Source organism: Marichromatium purpuratum 984 (assembly GCF_000224005.2).
In the GTDB taxonomy this organism is placed as follows: Bacteria; Pseudomonadota; Gammaproteobacteria; order Chromatiales; family Chromatiaceae; genus Marichromatium; species Marichromatium purpuratum.
The window spans coordinates 222300-240545 of the sequence record NZ_CP007031.1 but is presented as its reverse complement, the minus strand read 5'-3'; the positions used below and the strand labels follow the sequence as shown (position 1 = coordinate 240545).

Genomic DNA, 18246 nt, shown 5'->3' with positions numbered 1-18246 from the left:
TGATCGCGATTGATGGTATGGCCCAGATATGACATGGTTGCAGCCTCCAACCGGATCCGTCCACCCGCTCACCAACCAGCCCGTCAGACGCATGGCGACCATGGTCGACTTCAAACAGGGCGTGCGCGCCTCACTGCTGGCGACCCTGCTCGCCGTCTCCGCGCCGGGCGCGGCGAACTGCACCCAGGACTGCCCGGAGTCCGAACCCAGCGATGGCGGCACCCTGGCGACGCTGCGCGCCATGCTCTCGGCGATCCGGCTGCCCGACCTGGTCGCGCTCACCCCGCTCGCCCCCGATGACAGCCTCCCGGCCGAGCCCGAGGAGCCCGTCCCGCAGCCCGGCGCGGCGCGCGCCAGCGCCGACTATTTGCACCGGGGGCTGGCGTGGGATCAGTGCGGCCCGCGCAAGGGCGCCAGCGTCTCCATCCTCGGCAACGAGGACGACACCACCCCCATCGATATCGTCGCCGACCGGGTCGACTACGACCGCCGGGGCGAGCGCATCGAGCTGCGCGGCACCGTCGAGATCACCCGCCCGGGCCAGCGTCTCGAGGCCGACCGTGCCACCTACGCGAGCGCCAGCGGCCAGACCGAGGCCAGCGGCGACGTCTTCCTCGACTATCGCGGGCTGCGTCTCCAAGGCGATCGCGCCGACTACAACCTCGACACCCAGACCGGCACGGTCGAGCACGCCCGCTACCGTCTCTCCGGCAGCGCCAACCTGCGCGGCAGCGCCACCCGCGCCGAGCTGCTCGACCCGGCGCGCAGCCGCTACCAGGACATCGTCTACACCACCTGCGCGCCCGGCAACGACGACTGGTCGATCCGCGCCTCCAGCCTCGAACTCGACCGCGACAGCGGCATGGGCGTGGCGCGCAACGCGCGGCTGCGGGTGGCCGACGTACCGGTGCTCTACACCCCCTATCTGCGCTTCCCGATCGACGATCGGCGGCGCAGCGGCTTGCTGATCCCCTCGTTCGGCTCATCGAGCGAGACCGGCACCGACATCACCATCCCCTACTACTGGAACATCGCGCCCAACATGGACGCGACCCTGATGCCGCGCTACATGAGCACCCGCGGGCTGATGCTCGGCGGCCAGTTCCGCTATCTCTCGCCCCATCAGCAACTCGAGATCAACGCCGAGCTGCTGCCCGAGGACCGCAAGAACACCGAGGAAGGGGTGCGCGGCGCACTGCGCGTGTTGCAGAACGGCTACTACGCCGGTTGGTACAGCTCGATCGACTACGCCTCGGCCTCCGACGACCAGTACCTGGCAGACTTCGGCAACCGACTCGACGTCACCAGCCTGCGCAACCTCTCGCAGCGTGCCGACTTCGGCTATACCGGCGAGGGCTGGCGCACCCTGATCCGGTTGCAGCAGTTCCAGACCGTCGACACCAGCATCACCCCCGAGAACCGACCCTACGGCCAGCTCCCGCACCTCGAACTCGAACTCGACCCGCAGCGCTGGAACGGCCTGCTCGAGTACCGCTTCCAGGGCCAGTACGACTACTTCGACCACAGCAACGCCGTCCACGGCAGCCGCCTGGTAGCGGTGCCCTCGGTGCGCATCCCGATACGACGCAGCTTCGGCTATCTCATCCCCCAGGCACGGGTCTACTACACCGGCTACGAGCTGCAGGATCAGCAGGACGGCCTGCCCGAGCGCCCCTCGCACCTCATCCCCAGCTTCGACCTCGACGGCAAGCTGGTCTTCGAGCGCGAGACCAACTGGTTCGGCAGCAGTGCGCTGCAGACCCTGGAGCCGCGCATCTACTACCTGCTCACCGCCTACGAGGACCAGTCGGACACCCCGCGCTTCGACACCACCGCGCTCGACTTCAGCTTCGCCAGCCTGTTCCGCGCCAACCGCTTCACCGGCTACGACCGCATCGGCGACGAGAACCGTCTCACCCTCGGCCTGACCTCGCGCACCATCGCCGACGACAGCGGACGCGAACTGTTCCGCGCCAGCATCGGCCAGATCTACTACTTCGACTCGCGCCGGGTGCGACTCTACGGCGACGAGGCCGAGGAGGACGTCAGCTCCTCGGTCGCCGGCGAGTTCGCCGCCCGTCTCAGCCAGGACTGGAGCGCACGGGCGAGCGTGCAGTGGAACCCCAACGAGACCGAGGACCCGTGGGAGAAGCGGGTGCTGCAGCTGCGCTACGCCCCCGAACCGAACCGTCTGGTCAACCTCAGCTATCGCTACAACCTCGGCAACCAGACCGGATCCGAACGCTACGAGGACGCCGACCTCTCCTTCCAGCTCCCGCTCGGCGACCGCACCCGGCTGGTCGGGCGCTGGCTCTACTCGATGCTCAACGACGAGACCATCGAGGCCTTCGCCGGCATCGAGTACGGACGTTGCTGCTGGCGCCTGCGCCTGCTCGGACAGCATCTCAAGACCAGCTCCGAGCGCGACGGCAGCACCAGCGTCATGTTGCAACTGGAGCTTGCCGGTCTCGGTTCATTCGGCAACCCGATCGACAAGCTCCTGGAAAGAGGAATCTATGGGTACCACACGGACTAACCGGCCCGCCCCCTGGGCCGGCCTGCTCGGCGGCCTCGCGCTCGCCCTGGCGCTCGCGCTCGGCGCGACGCCCGCCACCGCCGCGGTCGAGGCGCTCGACGCCATCGTCGCCGTGGTCAACGACGACGTCATCGTGCAGAGCGAGGTCGAGCGCGAGATCGAACTGGTGCTGCCGCAGATGCAGCGCGCCGGCACCGCCGCGCCGCCGCGCCCGCAGCTCGAGAAACAGGTGCTCGATCGCCTGATCCTCAAGCGGCTGCAGCGCCAGCAGGCCCGCGCGCTCGGCATCGAGGTCGACGAGGCCACCCTCAACGAGGCGCTCGGCGACATCGCCGCGCGCAACGGTCTCACCATCGCCGAGCTGCAGGCCACGCTCGAGACCGGCGGCATCGACTTCGCCGACTTCCGCGCCGACACCCGCGACCAGATCCTCACCAGCCGACTGCAGAACCAGGAGGTGGTGAGCAAGATCCGCATCACCGACCAGGAGATCGACCGCTTCCTCGAGCGCGAGTCGAGCCTGCTGATCGAGCGCGAGCGGGTGCGTCTCCAACACATCCTCATCGCCCTGCCCGAGCAGCCCGACGCCGAGCAGGTCGCACGGGCCGAACGCAAGGCCAAGCAACTGGTGGTCAAGCTACGCGGCGGCGCCGACTTCGCGGCACTCGCGGCACGCGACTCCGACGGGCGCAACGCGCTGCAGGGCGGCGACCTCGGCTGGTTCGAGATCGGCGCCACCCCGACCCTGGTCGCCGACCTGGCGCTGACGCTCAACGAGGGCGAGATCAGCGACCCGATCCGCAGCTCCAGCGGCTATCACATCATCAAGCTCAGCCAGATCGAGGGCGCCAAGCCGGGCAACCTGCAGCAGACCCATGTGCGCCACATCCTCATCCGCACCAACGAGCTGGTCTCCGACGCCGACGCCAAGCGCCGTCTCTCGGTGCTGCGCCAGCGCATCCTCGGCGGCGACGACTTCGCCCTGCTCGCCCGCGCCAACTCCGACGACACCGGCTCGGCGCTGCGCGGCGGCGACCTCGGCTGGGTCAATCCCGGCGACACCGTGCCGGCCTTCGAGGAGGTGATGGACAAGCTCGGGCCGGAGCAGCTCAGCGCCCCCTTCCAGAGCCCCTTCGGTTGGCATCTGGTGCAGGTGCTGGAGCGCCGTACCCAGGACTCGGCCGAGGGTGCGATGCGCATCAAGGCACGTGAGGCGCTGCAACAGCGCAAGGCCGAGGAGGCGATCGAGCAGTGGCTGCGCCAGCTGCGCGACGAGGCCTATATCGAGATCAGGCTCGACGACCTCGAGCCCTGAGCGGACGAAGACGGCGCCGCATGGACAGGGCGCCGGAGGGAGACGGGACAAGCGACGGGCGCGCCGCGCGGCGCGCCCGGGGCGAGAGGCAGGTCGCGACTCAGGCGCCGGCCTCGAGCTGGGCGACCTTGTCCATCACCAGCTGCTCCAGGTCGCGCTTGTACTGCGCCACCCGCTCGCGGATCTCGGGGTCGGACGCGCCGAGGATCTGCGCCGCGAGCAGCCCTGCGTTCTTCGCCCCGTTGATCGCCACCGTCGCCACCGGCACCCCGGCGGGCATCTGCACGATCGACAGCAGCGAGTCCTCGCCTGACAGGGTCGAGGTCTTCACCGGCACCCCGATCACCGGCAACGGCGTCAGCGAGGCGGCCATGCCCGGCAGGTGCGCCGCACCGCCGGCGCCGGCGATGATCACCTGCAGCCCGCGCGCGGCGGCCTGCTCGGCGTACTCGTAGAGCCGACGCGGGGTGCGGTGGGCCGAGACGATGGTCATCTCGTAGGGGATGCCGAGACCGGCCAGGCTGTTGGCCGCCTCCTGCATCACCGGCAGGTCCGAATCGCTGCCCATGATGATGCCGACTCGCGCGCGCGCGCGTTCCTGAACCTGGCTCATGCCTGCTCCTCCCCGGTGATCTCGATCAGCTCGCGTACCCGCAGCGCCTTCTCGCGCGCCTGTTCGATGTCGGTATCGAGCACGGTGACATGGCCCATCTTGCGAAACGGCGAGGTGGTGGCCTTGCCGTAGAGGTGCACGCACACGCCCGGGATGGCCAGGGCCTCGGCCATCCCCCGGATCACCGGCCGGCCACGATAGCCGGGCGCGCCGAGCAGATTGATCATCGCCGCCGGCACCAGCTGGTCGGTCGAGCCGAGCGGCAGCCCCACCACCGCGCGCAGATGCTGCTCGAACTGGTCGGTGACACAGGCCTCGATGGTGTGATGACCGGAGTTGTGGGTGCGCGGCGCCACCTCGTTGACCAGCAGCGAGCCGTCCTCGGCGAGGAACATCTCGACACCGAACACCCCGACGCCACCGAGCGCCTCGACCGTGCGCACCGCCAGGGCGCGCGCCGCCTCGGCCTCGCTGTCATCGATCGCCGCCGGGGCGAGCAGCATGTCGAGCACGTTCTCGCCGGCGCGGAAGCACATCTCCACCGGCGGATAACAGCGGCAGTCGCCGTCGCGCCCACGCGCCACCAGCACCGCGACCTCCTTGCGCGCCGGCACGAAGCGCTCGACCAGCGAGGGCACCGGCAGGTGACGGTCGAAGTCCTCCGGACGCTTGATGATCGACACCCCGCGCCCGTCGTAACCACCGCGTCGCGCCTTCTGCACCAGCGGATAGCCGAAAGCGGCGAAGGCCTCGGGCGTGGGCTCGGGCATCGGCACGAAGGGCGCGGTGGGAATCCCCGCCGCCTCCAGCGCCTGCTTCTGGGTGAGCTTGTCCTGGATCAGCGCCAGCACCCCCGGCGCCGGATAGATCGCATGCCCCTCCTGCTCGAGCTCGACCAGGGTCTCGGTGCCGATGTCCTCGATGTCGAAGGTGAGCACGTCGCAGGCATCGGCCAGCTCGCGCAGCTTGGCCGGGTCATGATAGTGACCGACGATCTGCTGACCGGCGATCTGCGCCGCGGGCGAACCCGGCTGCGGATCGAGCACCACGCAGGTGCAGCCGATCCGCTTGGCGGCCTTGGCCATCATGCGGCCGAGCTGGCCACCACCGATGATGCCGATACGGGCAATGGGTAAGGAAAATCGATCCATAGTGCAATGATCGGGGATGTGGAAGAAATTGGAAAGCCCTAAAGAATACAGGGGAGTAGTCAGGACAGCGCGTGGACGTATCGGCTGGGTCGGGCGACGGTCGCGGGGACGCTGAGACGACATGGTATCGGCTGCGCCCGCGAGTCTCCAGTATTACGTTCCCTACAAAACCTCGCGTCCGAGGCGTCTGCGGACGCCAGCAAGCCTCAATCTCGCCGAAAAACGGGTGGCCGACTTGTCGTAACGGCTGGCAGGTCGTCGACAGGGCTTGAGTCCTGCCAACGGGCGCTCGGTGGCGTTGCGATCGCGGGATTTACGAAACGTCCGCAGACAGCCAGCCGCAGCGGCGCTTACGCCCTCTGCTTGTCCGCCGCCAGCGCCGAGGCGCATGGCACGGACCGGCGTCGAGTCGATCATCCAGGTCTCCCGCCCGATCCCCCGGTCTCGGGTCGTCGGAGGTGCAACCGCTCCAGGTCCTTGGGCAAGGTGTCGCCCCAGGCCAGCCATGCCATGCCGCCACCGGGCACAGCCCCGGAAGGGGCCCTTGAGCATCGGGCGAGCGCACCGGCACCGCTGGCTGCAATCAACGCCCTGGGCTTCAAACCTGTGCGATCGAGCCCCCCGTCAGAAACAAGGATCGCCAAACAGACGCTGGACGAAAGCCCCTTACTGGACAAGAGACTGGAACTCGCCGCGGGCCTTGAGCTTGGTCATGAACAGCGAAGCGCCAAACTCAGTCCAGTGCAGTTGGTCAAAATACGAAAACTTGTTGTTTTCATAGAACGGGCATCCGCCAGCGCAGAAAACCCCTTCGGTATCGATGAAGTCGACACCCAGACGACCCGCCATGCTCCTTGCATAATCGGTTTCTTCCGGTCTCAACCATCTCTTCTCGTTGAGCGATGCGTTCATCAAGGGCAAGGATCTTTGATCCTTGGTGATCGCATTGATGGATAGCCACGTCTCCCCGATCAATGGCTTCGGACCGAAAAAGACAATCTTTATCTCAGGATTCAGAGCCTTTATTTCCGTGACGGCCTGGCGATAGAATGCTTCCGCATCTTCCGGCTCGCCGGCCATTTGCCAGTGAGCGGCATAGACAAAGATTTCAGCGTCCTTTATCTCCTGCGAGGAGATCATCGTCGCAAAGTTCTGACGACACGAATCCGCGTTCTTTTCAGCGCCCCACTTCGGCATCATGAAGGCGGCGCACTCAAAGCTGGTCTGATAGATCTTCAGACCAAAACGATCGTCGTTCGCCAATGCCTTGTAGATATCGAATGCCTGACTATCGCCGAAGATCAGTATATTCGTCGCATCGTCACGGAAACCGCTGCCCGAAATCTCCGACCAATACTGTTCACGCTCCTGTTTTATCGCCTGCTCATCCATCGCAAGATTGGAGTTCAGCCTGAATCCAAACCCGTCACCCAGGTAGGTGGCAAGCCCAACCAGACCCATGCCCGACATGGCGAACACCAGCACCAGGACCTTCTTTCCAGCGACCCTGGAGCGAACCCTTTTCTCGACGAACTGGTAGGTCAACCATGCCAACAGGAAGGCCCCGGCGACACCGAGCAGCCGGGTCGCCACGGCAGGCGAGCCGTCCTCGAGGATGTAACCGAAGGAAAGGATGGGCCAATGCCACAGATAAAGCGGATAGCTGATCAGGCCGACCCACACGAAGAGCCGGCTTGAAAGCACTTTCTCGTTGACCCATGCCTGAGGCCCGGCAGCGATTATCAAGACGGCGCCAAGCACAGGGAACAAGGCCCAATAACCCGGAAACTCGGATCGTTCGTTGATTTGTGTGACGGCAACGATCAGAAACAGCACGCCAACCAAGGAAAAAACATTGGCCTTGTTTAGAAATGCCTTGCCCTTGCCCGGCTCGACGGCATTGCTGACCGGCTCGGCATACAGTTTCAGCCAGGCCAGCAGACTCCCCGCAAGCAGCTCCCAGAAGCGGGTCAGCGGAAGGTAAAAAGCGGCTTCCTCGTTGTTTTTTGTCGTGACGATACCGAGAGAGAAAGACACGACGAAGACACCCGCGATCAGCCAGACAAGGCTTAGCCCCCTTTTCCATGCCAGCATGACCAGCAGGGGCCAGAAGATATAGAACTGCTCCTCGACACCCAGGCTCCACAAGTGCAGCAAGGGCTTTAGTTCGGCGGCGCTATCGAAATATCCCGACTCCGTAAACAGAACGATATTGGATATGAAGGCAGCACCAGAGGCAATATGCTTGCCCAGCTGCTCGTACTCGTTCTCCAGCAAAAAATACCAGCCAAAGAGGTAACTCGAGAGCAGCACCAGGAAAAGTGCCGGAAAAATCCGCTTCACCCGTCTGCCATAGAAATCGGACAGACTGAAAGCACCGGCATCAACGCTCTTGAATATGATCGAGGAGATAAGAAAGCCGGATATCACAAAGAAAACGTCAACGCCAACGAAGCCACCCCTCAAATGGCTGGGAAAGGCGTGAAAAAGAACGACAAAAAGAACGGCGACAGCGCGGAGCCCGTCGATATCTGGACGATATGCGGGATGACAGCCAGAACCTTTACTTGGACGCTTTTCTCTTTCCATCAAAAACAACCTGCCCCCTGCCAGAAAAGCAGGAAGCACAAATCATGAATATTCGAAAAGCGAAAGGATCTTCACTTCCCAACAAGAGGCATGGCCGTCAACGCTCACACGAGCCCTTGAGCCTTTTCAAGAGCCGCAAGGTCTTCCCGAGCCCACTCCTCAACCACGACGGGAGTCTCGGGCTGCTCGTGACCTTGATGAGCGAATACTTGAAAAAGGCATAGGCGGCCATTTTATAGGTCGACTGAGGGTTGATGTAGATGGCTTCTTTGGCCAGTTGTCTGGGCCCCGCCTCGAACAGGGCCTGTCCTCTTGCCACCGGCGCCACCGGAAGGAGCCTGTGGTAATCCGCCACCATCCCGTCCAGGGTACGCGGCGGAGTCTCTTCGAGCCGGCCACGCACCCTGGAGAGACCCTCCCTGTCGCCATCGAGAGCGCGCATCAGTTCGACAACCGACCCGGCATCCAGGTCACACAGAAAACCGGTTTCACCATGATCGATGCGATCGACAAAACTCCCCACTCGGGTGGCAACCACAGGTATGCCATAGTGCTGCAGCTCGCCAAGCGTGTAGGAAAAGGTTTCCGGGACCAGAGAACAGAGCAAGCCGACATGCGGGCGCAAGGCAGAAAGCTCGGACTGAATCTCTCCCCGGGCATAGTGCTCGACGAGATGAACGCCGGGAATGCCCGAGAACACATGGCCGCTGACACCACAGCCGATCAGATAGATGTCGGCGAACCGAGCCAGACGCGGCAGGACCTGCTCGAGCAGCCTCAAGCCCTTCGCCTCACTCAGTTTTCCCGGAATCACAACACGCAACCGCCCCGTATCCTCTCCCGCGAGTGATGGGCTGGGCGACAACCCCAAGCCGTGCGGAATGACATGGGCAGGCAGGGACTCGAGCTGAGGCATCTGGGTACGCCATCGCTCGAGCACGGAACGGACAGGCGTGACCAGCGTGACGGGGTTGTCCTGCAAGACCCCGACAAAGGCTGCGCGCAACGCCTCCCAGTCCTCCGGGGCACGACTGGTAAAGAATTGATGACCAGGATTATCCTTCATGCACGCCCGAAGCCTTTCGCCATCGCAGCGGGCGCAGACATCGTTGAACCGGGAATACAGCGCGATACAGAAAGGATAATGGTCATGAGCAACCAGCAAGGTCGGGAGGCCCGTGCGAAAGACATCGAGCGAGTGACCGATCAGCGAAGAGACGATAACGCCCTGGACCTGATACTCCGAGAGGATCTCGCGCAGGACGGCGCGATAATCCAGGTTGGCCAGTGCCGTCTCCGTGATTGGCGTGGTCAGTGACCAGACACGGAGCGGCGGCATCGCACTGTAGCTGCTGTAAAGCTCGAGACGCTGCCCGAACTCACCCCAGGACCCGATCGACTTCAAGACCAGGTTGACGCGACTCGAATCACCGGCGATGAAATCATCCACCCAGTGACCGAGCCCGCCCCCCCAGCTATGAGCGATATGCAGCTGAACCGGCTGCGATGAACGGACTGCTGCGGAATCGATGGCTGGCGCATGCCCCTCGTCAAGCCTGGTGCGCAGCCATCCGAGCAGCCTGCTGAATTTCGACGCAGACTCGATGTAGGCCGAGAGCGCGCTTGACTCACCCAGGCCTCGCTGTTTGGCAGTCAGCAAATTCAGCGCGACCAAACTGACGAGACCGGCGCGCTCGAGACAAACGACCGGGTCCAGGTCCCTGTCTGCCGCCCGTAGAGCGGACAGCCCTTGCGCGGTCAAGTAGCAGCACTGGGGGAACAGGATGGGAAGCTGTAGGTGTTGCGTTGCGCCGAGCGCCGCAACCAGCCGGTCGTTGTCCAGCCACGCGGTCATGGCGGCCGCATCGACCGCGCCCGTTGAACTCGATCCACGCGCAGAGAGACCAGCGCCGTCATCGAGGGGCGGCACCCCCATGCAAAGCGGAGAAATGCAGCCGATCAGGGCGTCGTCCTTGGCGATGGAACGCAGCCGCGTATCCCACCCGGGCGGCACCAGGAAACCGGCGCCGACAACCATCACCTCGCTGACCGAGGCCGGCAGCGTGCTCAGGATGTCGGAGAGACCGTTGCTGACCTGCGGGTGGATCTCGATGCGATCATCGCGCGCGAGATCCAGGCCAACCCGGCTGGAAAGCTCGCGGCAAAATGCCCGCTGTTCCCGCTCGCTCATCCCCCGGCTAAACCCAGGCAGATAGAGTCGAATCCCGGTGGCGTAGGCAGTATTCGACAACAGCAGGCGCAGGCTCTCGACCAGACAGTCATCCCGCACCGTCAAGCCTGTTGTCGCAGGGCCCCCATCAAAGCAAAGCACGCGTTCCACGGTAGCATCAGCGCCGGAGCAACCGGGCACCTCGACTCACCAGACGGGCCACCTTCCAGCTACGTGAATGCTTGATGCGACGCAGCTCATCGAGCGCCTCGCTCAATTGTGCCCGCAGCGCCTCGGCGGGAAGCTCGTCGAAGTCCGTTGGTGCCGGACCATTGACACGGAACCAGTCGTAATAGGACTGATGGAGGTCTGAGGTGTCGAATGGATCGGGGAAGGCGTCCTGCAGATCCTGACGGTTGCGATAGACGATCCTCTGCAGCTTGGTGATCGTCTCCCCGTTGCTGTAGCAGGCAAACTTGCACGGCAGCTTGCCGAGCGCATCCTGACCGTTCTTGCGACACTCCTCGATATACCAGTCGCGCAGCTTGAAGAGCACCGGGCTGGATTTCCCGTAACGCTTCAGCATGGCCTCTTGGGCACCGCTGTCGAACCCGGAGAAGTGATAGAAGCTCAAGGGCTGGCCATTGATCTCGATGCCGTCCTCGATCGAACCCGTTGCCTGTCGGTGGCTGATGTTCCAGGTTGCGACATTGTATTGAGGATCACGCAGGATCAGCACGTCCTCGAAGAAGCCGGGCGCCAGATCCACCCACCGCTGATCGGTGAACAGTCCGTTGGGGATATCGTCATAACAGAAGTCCACCAGCCGCGCCGCCCACCAGTCGAGAAAACGCCGTCCCTCGCTGCTGGCGGTGTTGACGCCGACGAACCCCAGATTGTAGATCCCGTGCTTCAGGGCACTGATCTCGTTGTCGAGAATCCCCTGCAGATCCTCCTCGGGGTCGGTCAGGTGAGGCGTCAGGGCGACGCTGTGCTCGGCAAGCTTGCCGCTGAGTTCATCCAGACCACCGAAAACAACCATGTCGGGGTCGAAATAGAAGACCTGCGCCGCATCATGCCGTCGTGCGATCTCCTGTGCCGCCAGGCCTTTCACTGCGGTGCAAAGCTCCACCACGCTGTGCTTGAACACCCAGGCATTGACATCGGCGATCGGCAGATCCTCGATCTGCAGCACACTATCGAACGGCTCCACCGCCAGATCGAAACCGCTGGGCGGCGTGTCACTGAGCATCAAGTGGAAACCAGCATCGGGGCAGACCCGCTTGACCGACGAAGCCAGCACACGAGCCTTCGGCAGATAGTTGCTCGTAATACTGGTAAAGCAGTGAGGCGATGATTTCATTTTTTACGCAGAATCCTCGTATAACGCCAACTACGGCTGGCATGAATGGCGGCCAACTCCGCCTTGTGCGCGGCCAGATCGGCTTCGCGCGCGGCCAGGGCCGCCTCGCGCTCTGCCAGTTTGGCCTTCAGCAAGGCCACTTCTTGCTGGCGAGTGCTCGACTCCAGGTCGAGCGCATCACGCAGCAGGGCCACGTCAGCCTCGCGATCGCGCACGAAGCGCTCGACGCGTTGCTCACCCAGCTCCCGCCAATGGCGACGCAGATGGCGATGATTGCGGTGCATGGCAGCCAGCAGCGCGCGCGGGACACCGAAGCGCTCGCGGAGTATCCCTCGCTGCATGCGCTCGATCTCCGCGCCACCGCGCAGCGCACCCGACAAAATCGTATTGGCGCCGTGAAGGCGATAATCGAACAGGGGCTCGTCGATCAGATAGGTGAATCGCTCCGGCGCCTCGAGCGCGGCCCGCAGCGCAAACTCCCAATCGACGACATAACGATATTCCCTGAGACCACCGATGCGATCCAGCAGCGCGCGCCTGAAAAAGAAGTTCGAGGTCGAGGCCGTATAGTTGCCGTACAGCAGGCCAGCCACGGGGCCATCCGCCCTCGCGTACTGACGGAACCCCTCGATCATCGTATTGAACCAGTGGCCGGGGTCGCTCACGACGCCCCCGTCCTGGTCGATCAGGCGCAAATCGCTGACCAGGAAGTCGTACGCCTCCCCCGCCACCGCGAGCAGACGCTCGAGACGATCCGGGTGATAGCGGTCGTCGGAATTCAGGATGGCGACCCACTCCCCGCGGGCCATCGACAGCCCGCGGTTGATCGTCGCATGCGAACCGGCGTTGTCCTGGCGCAGCAGCCGGGCGCGCGGATCATTGGCCAGGGCACGCTCGGCAACCGCCGCCGTGTCATCCGGCGAGCCGTCATCGATGACGATCAGCTCGAGGTCATTGAAGCTTTGCCGCAGCACACTGTCGATGGCCTCGGCGATGAACGCCTGATGACGGTAAGCCGGAATCACGACACTGACACATGGACTCTTGCTCATGATTCCTCTCTGTTGAAAACGGCGGCCATCATCACTCACGCCCCTTTCGCCGCAAGCCGTTCACCCGCCGCATCAGCCAGCGCAGCGGTGCGGTCATGGTCCAGGATCGGGAGGACTGGATGTCCCGCAGTGCGGCCTCGGCCGAGGCATGTCGCGACTGGCTCAGGTCGAGCGCCTGGTTGACCGACGCCAGCTCGGCGCGCTGACGTGCGACAACATCCTGCAGCGTCTCGACGTCGCGCTGGAGCTGGTGACAGATGCCAACATGGCGCTGCCAGAAGATATCCGTCTCGCCGGTGAGACGCAGATACGCGGAGAGTTCCGGGGCGCCCGCGGCCACGGGCTCGCCGGGCGCAAGCGCCCGATGAAGGATCTCCAGGGCCAGCGCGCGATGAGCCGGCGTCCCGATCGCCAGGGCGGTCCAGGCCAGGCGCAGGCGCGACGACGGCTCGTCTGGCGGCTGCGCCGGATGCGGCAGCGGAGACACATGCCCGTCGAGACCCTCGCTCAGATAGTGACGCAAGACCTGCAACCGCTCCCAAGGCTCGCGAGCAAGCACCTCGGGACGCGCGGCGCTGGCATTGCGCTCGCCGTCGAGGATGCGGAAGTCGACCAGCTGCGCGTCGAGGATATGGATCTCGTAATGCGCGCAGAGCCGCACCCACATGTCCAGATCGGGCAACTGGGCCAGACGCGGGTCATAACAGCCGACATGGTCGTAGCATGAGCGCCGGATCAGGACCGAGGGGTGACACAGACAGTTTCCGGCATGAAAGAAGTGATCCAGCCATGCCTGACGAGAACGGTTCGCCTCCTCGAAGATCAGATAGTCCTTGTGTCCCGCGTCGGTGAAGGGCGCGCCGCGCTCGTCGATCAGGCGCGGCTTGGCAAACACCGCGCCGCACTCGGGGTGGCGCTCGAGAAACGCCACCTGAAGCGCCAGCTTGTCCGCTCGCCAGCGATCATCGGAGTTGAGCACGGCGATGAACTCGCCGCGCGCCCGCGCGATGGCATCGTTGACCGCGATGCAGGCCCCCTGGTTGACGGCAAAGCCGTGAAAGCGGATGCGTCGATCCGAGGCGGCAAGCTCGCGGAGGATATCGGCGGTGCCGTCATGGGAGCCGTCGTCGGTGACGACCAGCTCCCAATCGGTGAAGGTCTGGGCCTGCACGCTCTCGATGCATTCACGCACAAAGGCGGCATGGTTATATGCAGCGACAACAACGCTGACTCGTGGACTACTCATGATCGATCCATCTCTGTACTCGGCGCCAAGGCCTGCCTATCCTGCCCGCGGCGGCCAGGACTCCATGTCCTATCGTGGCGCGTCCTCGCCAAGCAACGCCGCCTCCAGTCGCAGCAGCTCGCGCGAGCGCTCCTTGACGCGCCGCGCCGGGCGACCGGCATAGATGCCGAACGCCGCGCAGCGCTTGGTGACCAGGCTGAGCGCGCCGACCGCCACGCCCTCCTCCAGCGTCACCCCGGGCAGGATCACGCTCCCGGCACCGACGATCGCATGCCGCCCGAGCCTCACCTCGCCGTGGGCAACGGCCCGATAGCAATCGGGCACCGTCGGATTGGTCAGCGCGGCGCCGGAGTAGTCATCGCTGCTCGAATACACCGACACCCGCGAGGACAGACCGCTGAAGTCCTCCAGACTGATCCGCGCCGCGCCGATCAGGGTACAGCCGACGGCAAGATGCACATGGCTGCCGATCGCGATGCCTCCGGCACCCGCCGACACCACGCAGAAGTCATCGATGCGCACCGCATCGCCCAGGGTGATGCGCGATGCGCCATAGAACACCGCACGCTCGGAGATCTCGACGTCGCGACCGACGCCGGCGAACCCCAGCGCCTCGACCTCGGCACGCTCAAGCATCGCCATCACCGGCCTCCTGCAAGACCGCGATCACGCGCGCCTGATCCTCCGCCTCGAGATCCGGGTAGAGCGGCAGACAGAGCACCTGTTCGGCCGCGCGCACCGCGTTCGGCAACAGGTCGGGCTGCGCCGATGGCAGCCCCCGGTACATCGGGAACGCCGAGATCAGCGGATAGAAATAACGCCGGGCATGGATGTCTCGCGCCTTGAAGCGCTGGTACAGAGCATCGCGATCGATGGGGTACGCCGACTCCACCATGATCGGGAAATAGGCATGATTCGCCCCCTCCGGCACCGGGTCCGGGTGGCAGCGCAGTCCGGGGATCTCGTCGATGGCCGCGCGATAGATCCGCGCCAGCTCCGCGCGACGCGCCAGCGCGGCATCGACGTGCTCGAGCTGCAACAGGCCGAGTGCCGCGCAGAACTCGTTCATCTTGCCGTTGATGCCGGGGGCCACCACCGTCACCTCGTCGACGAAGCCGAAATTCTTCAGCCGATCGATACGCTGCTTGGTGCGCGCGTCCGGGCAGATGATCGCCCCGCCCTCGAAAGTGTTGAAGACCTTGGTGGCGTGGAAGCTCAACACCGACAGGTCGCCATGATCCACCAGACTGCGCCCCCCCACCCTGGCCCCGAAGGCATGCGCGGCATCATAGATCACCTTCAGGTTGTAGGTGTCGGCGATGCGCTCGATCGCATCCAGATCGCACGGATGGCCATAGACGTGCACCGCCAGGATCGCCGTGGTCTGCGGCGTGATCGCCGCCTCGATGCGCGCCGGGTCCAGGTTCAGCGTCACCGGATCGACATCGACGAACACCGGCTTGATCCCGTTCCACAACAGCGAGTGCGCCGTCGCCACGAACGAGTAAGGCGTGGTGATCACCTCCCCGGTGATGCGCAGCGCCTGCAGGGCCGTGATCAGCGCCAGCGTACCGTTGGCGAACAGCGCCAGGTGCTCGACCCCCAGGTACTCGCCCAGCGCGGCCTCGAAGCGTGCGTGGAAGGGACCAGCGTTGGTCAGCATCCGCGCATCCCAGATCTGCTCCAGATAGGGCATGAACTCCCGCAGCGGCGGAAGGGCGGGTTGCGTCACATAGAGGGGTCTGGAGGAGGACATGAGTGCCGATCAGCAGAGGTTAACGGAGAGATCCCGATGTCTCGCAGACGCTGCGGGCGCGCACCAGAGGCCGTCGGCAAGCGGGGCCGCGGCGACCGACGCGCGGTCGCGGCGACAGCCCCGGACAGCGCCCCTACGCCTCGCCCTCGAGCGTGCGGTGTGCCACCTCGTTCTGCCAGTGACAGGCGGCATGCAGCGGCAGGGTCTCCCCCCGCACCACCTTGAACGCCAGCGCGATGGGCACGAAGTCACACACATCGACCTGAGCGATCTCGAGATTCTCCGGGATCGACAGCATCGCGGCGATCGAGTAATCCCCCTCGCGCAAGCGCACGGTAAAGCGCCAGTCCGTCTGCACCACCTGGCCGGCGCGCAGATCGGTGATGGGGCGCGACTCGATCTCGGTGTCGGAGTAGATGATGTCATACCCCGTGCGATCGCGCACATGGTAGGCCATGCCGGCCAGCGCGATCGCCTGATTGGCGCGAAACAGCATGCGCAGCACCACCGTCTGGCCGAACTCGACGCACTCCAGCGGCTGGCCGTCGAGATCCGTCAGCCGCACATCGAGGAACTCCGCCTGACCGTTGCGGATGCGCTGAAAGTCCGCGCGCCGCGCGAACTCGGCCTGCGCCTCGAGATCCGCGGGATCGAACAGATCCTGCGCGGGCAGCTCGGGCGAGGCGGCCTCCGGCGTCGGTCTGGCGGCGCGCTCCGCCTGTACGCGTGCGCTGTAATAGGCCTCCACCACCCCGGCGGTCTCGCCCAGCGCCACCGGCTGCCCCCGGTCGAGATAGAGCGCGCGCTGGCACACCGACTTGACCGCGCCCACATCGTGGCTGACGAACAGCAGGCTGACCCCGTCGTCGATCAACCGCTGGATGTGCGCCATGCACTTGGCCTGAAAATACATGTCGCCGACGGCCAGGGCCTCGTCGACCACCAGCACGTCGGCATCGACGTTCACCGCCACCGCGAAGGCCAGACGAACGTACATCCCGCTCGAATAGGTCTTCACCGGCTGGTCGATGAAGGTGCCGATATCGGCGAAAGCGGCGATGCGCTCGAAACGCGCGTCGACCTCCGCCTGCGTCAGCCCCAGCACGCTGCCGTTGAGATACACGTTCTCGCGCCCGGTGAACTCCGGGTTGAACCCCGCGCCCAGCTCCAGCAGCGCGGCGATCCGCCCCCCGGTCTCGACCCGCCCGGTGGTCGGCGCCAGGGTGCCGCAGAGCATCTGCAACAGTGTCGACTTGCCCGAGCCGTTGCGCCCGATGATGCCGAGCGTCTCCCCCCGGCGCAGCTCCAGCGACACCTCGCGCAGCGCCCAGAACTCGCGATAATACTGCGGCGGCGGCTGCCCCCGCAGCCCGCGCCAGCGCGCCACAACCGATTGCTTGAGCCGGTCCTCCGGGCGTTCGTACACCCGATAGCACTTACCCAGCCCCTCGGCGCGGATCATCATCGGCTCAGACGACATCGGCAAACCCTCGGCGTGCCCGCTGGAACCACCAGAAACCGCCCCAGGCCACCATCACGCTGATGGCCGAATAGACCAGCAGACCGCCCCAGTGCGGCAACTGACCGAACAGCAACACCCGCCGGCTCTCCTCGATCACCAGCGTGAGCGGGTTGAGATACAGCAGCGTCTGCCCCAGCTCGGGCAGCGCCGAGAGCGGATAGAAGGTCGGCGACAGAAACAGCATCACCGTGGTCAGCAGACCGATGCTCTGCCCGATGTCGCGCAGATAGACCCCGGTCGCGGCCAGGAACCAGCCGCACCCGAGCGTCACCAGCAACAGCGGCGCGACCACCACCGGCAACAGCAGCGCGGTCCAGGGCAGCGACTGCGTCAGCAGCCACTGCCCCGCCAGCAGCACCACCAGACTGATGCCCATGTGGAAGAGCGCCGAGCCCAGCGCCACCCAGGGCAGCACCTCCAGCGGAAACACGACACGCTTCACATAACTGACATTGTCCAGGATCAGCCGCGGCGCGCGATTGGCCACCTCGGAGAACAGCGCATGCACGATCAGCCCGGCGAACAGCACCAGACCGAAGGCCGCATGCCCGTCCTCCACCGGACCACCCCAGCGCGCCTTGAACACCACCGAGAACACGAAGCTGTAGACCAGCAGCATCAGCACCGGGTTGAGCACCGACCAGGCCAGCCCCAGCCACGAGCCGCGGTAGCGACTGCTGATGTCGCGCCGGACCAACTGGAGGACCAGCCCCCGGTTGCGCCACAAACTCGCCGGCAGGGCCGACGGCGCGGTGGTGGATATATTGGAATACGGAGAGTCCATCGGCAGCTTGGGGAGGTCGGGTGAGCAGGTGACGGCGGGCCGCGCGGGACACGCGGGACACGCCAGGGCAAGTCAAGGGGCTCAGTGTAGCGATCCGGGGCGGACGGGACAATCTTGCGCACCACCAGCGGTCGCCCGAGGTGATGCTA

13 protein-coding genes are annotated in these 18246 nt (G+C 65.0%); 2 read left to right on the top strand and 11 right to left on the bottom strand.

Going from position 1 to position 18246, the window contains the following annotated elements; genetic code table 11:
- The first annotated feature begins 91 nt into the window (after positions 1–91).
- Positions 92–2536 carry an LPS-assembly protein LptD gene (locus MARPU_RS01045; RefSeq protein ID WP_005221830.1) on the top strand — a complete coding sequence of 815 codons (2445 nt, stop codon included), beginning with the start codon at positions 92–94 and terminating at the stop codon, positions 2534–2536.
- Complete coding sequence (locus MARPU_RS01040; RefSeq protein ID WP_005221832.1) at positions 2517–3851, top strand: peptidylprolyl isomerase; 1335 nt, start codon at positions 2517–2519, stop codon at positions 3849–3851. Before MARPU_RS01045 ends, MARPU_RS01040 begins: the two co-directional genes overlap by 20 nt.
- 100 nt (positions 3852–3951) lie before the next feature.
- On the opposite strand, the gene purE is transcribed toward MARPU_RS01040, so the two are convergent.
- The 11 genes from purE to MARPU_RS00985 form a co-directional block, all read right to left on the bottom strand.
- Positions 3952–4464, bottom strand: coding sequence for a 5-(carboxyamino)imidazole ribonucleotide mutase (gene purE / locus MARPU_RS01035; protein ID WP_005221833.1), 513 nt, complete (start codon positions 4462–4464; stop codon positions 3952–3954).
- Positions 4461–5615 (bottom strand): 5-(carboxyamino)imidazole ribonucleotide synthase, encoded by a 1155-nt coding sequence (gene purK / locus MARPU_RS01030; RefSeq protein ID WP_005221835.1) that lies wholly within the window; start codon positions 5613–5615, stop codon positions 4461–4463. The genes purE and purK overlap by 4 nt, the downstream gene beginning before the upstream one ends.
- 666 nt (positions 5616–6281) lie before the next feature.
- A complete protein-coding gene (locus MARPU_RS16470) occupies positions 6282–8204 on the bottom strand; it encodes an acyltransferase family protein (protein ID WP_005221838.1) in 1923 nt (640 codons plus the stop codon).
- A gap of 97 nt (positions 8205–8301) precedes the next feature.
- The gene (locus tag MARPU_RS01020) at positions 8302–10545 is read right to left on the bottom strand and encodes a glycosyltransferase (RefSeq protein ID WP_156929206.1); all 2244 of its coding nucleotides are present in this window, start codon (positions 10543–10545) and stop codon (positions 8302–8304) included.
- Positions 10546–10552: 7 nt separating this feature from the next.
- Positions 10553–11737, bottom strand: a complete 1185-nt coding sequence (locus tag MARPU_RS01015; protein WP_005221841.1) for a hypothetical protein — start codon at positions 11735–11737, stop codon at positions 10553–10555.
- Entirely contained in the window at positions 11734–12789 is a 1056-nt protein-coding gene (locus MARPU_RS16465; RefSeq protein ID WP_005221842.1) for a glycosyltransferase, read from the bottom strand. Before MARPU_RS16465 ends, MARPU_RS01015 begins: the two co-directional genes overlap by 4 nt.
- A gap of 31 nt (positions 12790–12820) precedes the next feature.
- Positions 12821–14035 carry a glycosyltransferase family 2 protein gene (locus tag MARPU_RS16460; RefSeq protein WP_005221843.1) on the bottom strand — a complete coding sequence of 405 codons (1215 nt, stop codon included), beginning with the start codon at positions 14033–14035 and terminating at the stop codon, positions 12821–12823.
- A 69-nt stretch (positions 14036–14104) separates the two neighbouring features.
- Positions 14105–14677, bottom strand: a complete 573-nt coding sequence (locus MARPU_RS01000) for an acyltransferase (protein ID WP_005221844.1) — start codon at positions 14675–14677, stop codon at positions 14105–14107.
- Positions 14664–15791 (bottom strand): DegT/DnrJ/EryC1/StrS family aminotransferase, encoded by a 1128-nt coding sequence (locus MARPU_RS00995; protein WP_005221846.1) that lies wholly within the window; start codon positions 15789–15791, stop codon positions 14664–14666. The genes MARPU_RS01000 and MARPU_RS00995 overlap by 14 nt, the downstream gene beginning before the upstream one ends.
- Positions 15792–15924: 133 nt before the next feature.
- Complete coding sequence (locus MARPU_RS00990) at positions 15925–17271, bottom strand: ABC transporter ATP-binding protein (protein ID WP_005221847.1); 1347 nt, start codon at positions 17269–17271, stop codon at positions 15925–15927.
- A complete protein-coding gene (locus MARPU_RS00985) occupies positions 17261–18097 on the bottom strand; it encodes an ABC transporter permease (protein WP_005221854.1) in 837 nt (278 codons plus the stop codon). Before MARPU_RS00985 ends, MARPU_RS00990 begins: the two co-directional genes overlap by 11 nt.
- Positions 18098–18246: the final 149 nt, after the last annotated feature.

Excerpts from the sequence above, each read along its gene's own strand:
- MARPU_RS01045 (WP_005221830.1), top strand. The coding sequence starts at position 92 with ATGGCGACCATGGTCGACTTCAAACAGGGCGTGCGCGCCTCACTGCTG.
- MARPU_RS01040 (WP_005221832.1), top strand. The coding sequence starts at position 2,517 with ATGGGTACCACACGGACTAACCGGCCCGCCCCCTGGGCCGGCCTGCTC.
- purE (WP_005221833.1), bottom strand. The coding sequence starts at position 4,464 with ATGAGCCAGGTTCAGGAACGCGCGCGCGCGCGAGTCGGCATCATCATG.
- purK (WP_005221835.1), bottom strand. The coding sequence starts at position 5,615 with ATGGATCGATTTTCCTTACCCATTGCCCGTATCGGCATCATCGGTGGT.
- MARPU_RS16470 (WP_005221838.1), bottom strand. The coding sequence starts at position 8,204 with ATGGAAAGAGAAAAGCGTCCAAGTAAAGGTTCTGGCTGTCATCCCGCA.
- MARPU_RS01015 (WP_005221841.1), bottom strand. The coding sequence starts at position 11,737 with ATGAAATCATCGCCTCACTGCTTTACCAGTATTACGAGCAACTATCTG.
- MARPU_RS16465 (WP_005221842.1), bottom strand. The coding sequence starts at position 12,789 with ATGAGCAAGAGTCCATGTGTCAGTGTCGTGATTCCGGCTTACCGTCAT.
- MARPU_RS16460 (WP_005221843.1), bottom strand. The coding sequence starts at position 14,035 with ATGAGTAGTCCACGAGTCAGCGTTGTTGTCGCTGCATATAACCATGCC.
- MARPU_RS01000 (WP_005221844.1), bottom strand. The coding sequence starts at position 14,677 with ATGGCGATGCTTGAGCGTGCCGAGGTCGAGGCGCTGGGGTTCGCCGGC.
- MARPU_RS00995 (WP_005221846.1), bottom strand. The coding sequence starts at position 15,791 with ATGTCCTCCTCCAGACCCCTCTATGTGACGCAACCCGCCCTTCCGCCG.
- MARPU_RS00990 (WP_005221847.1), bottom strand. The coding sequence starts at position 17,271 with ATGTCGTCTGAGCCGATGATGATCCGCGCCGAGGGGCTGGGTAAGTGC.
- MARPU_RS00985 (WP_005221854.1), bottom strand. The coding sequence starts at position 18,097 with ATGGACTCTCCGTATTCCAATATATCCACCACCGCGCCGTCGGCCCTG.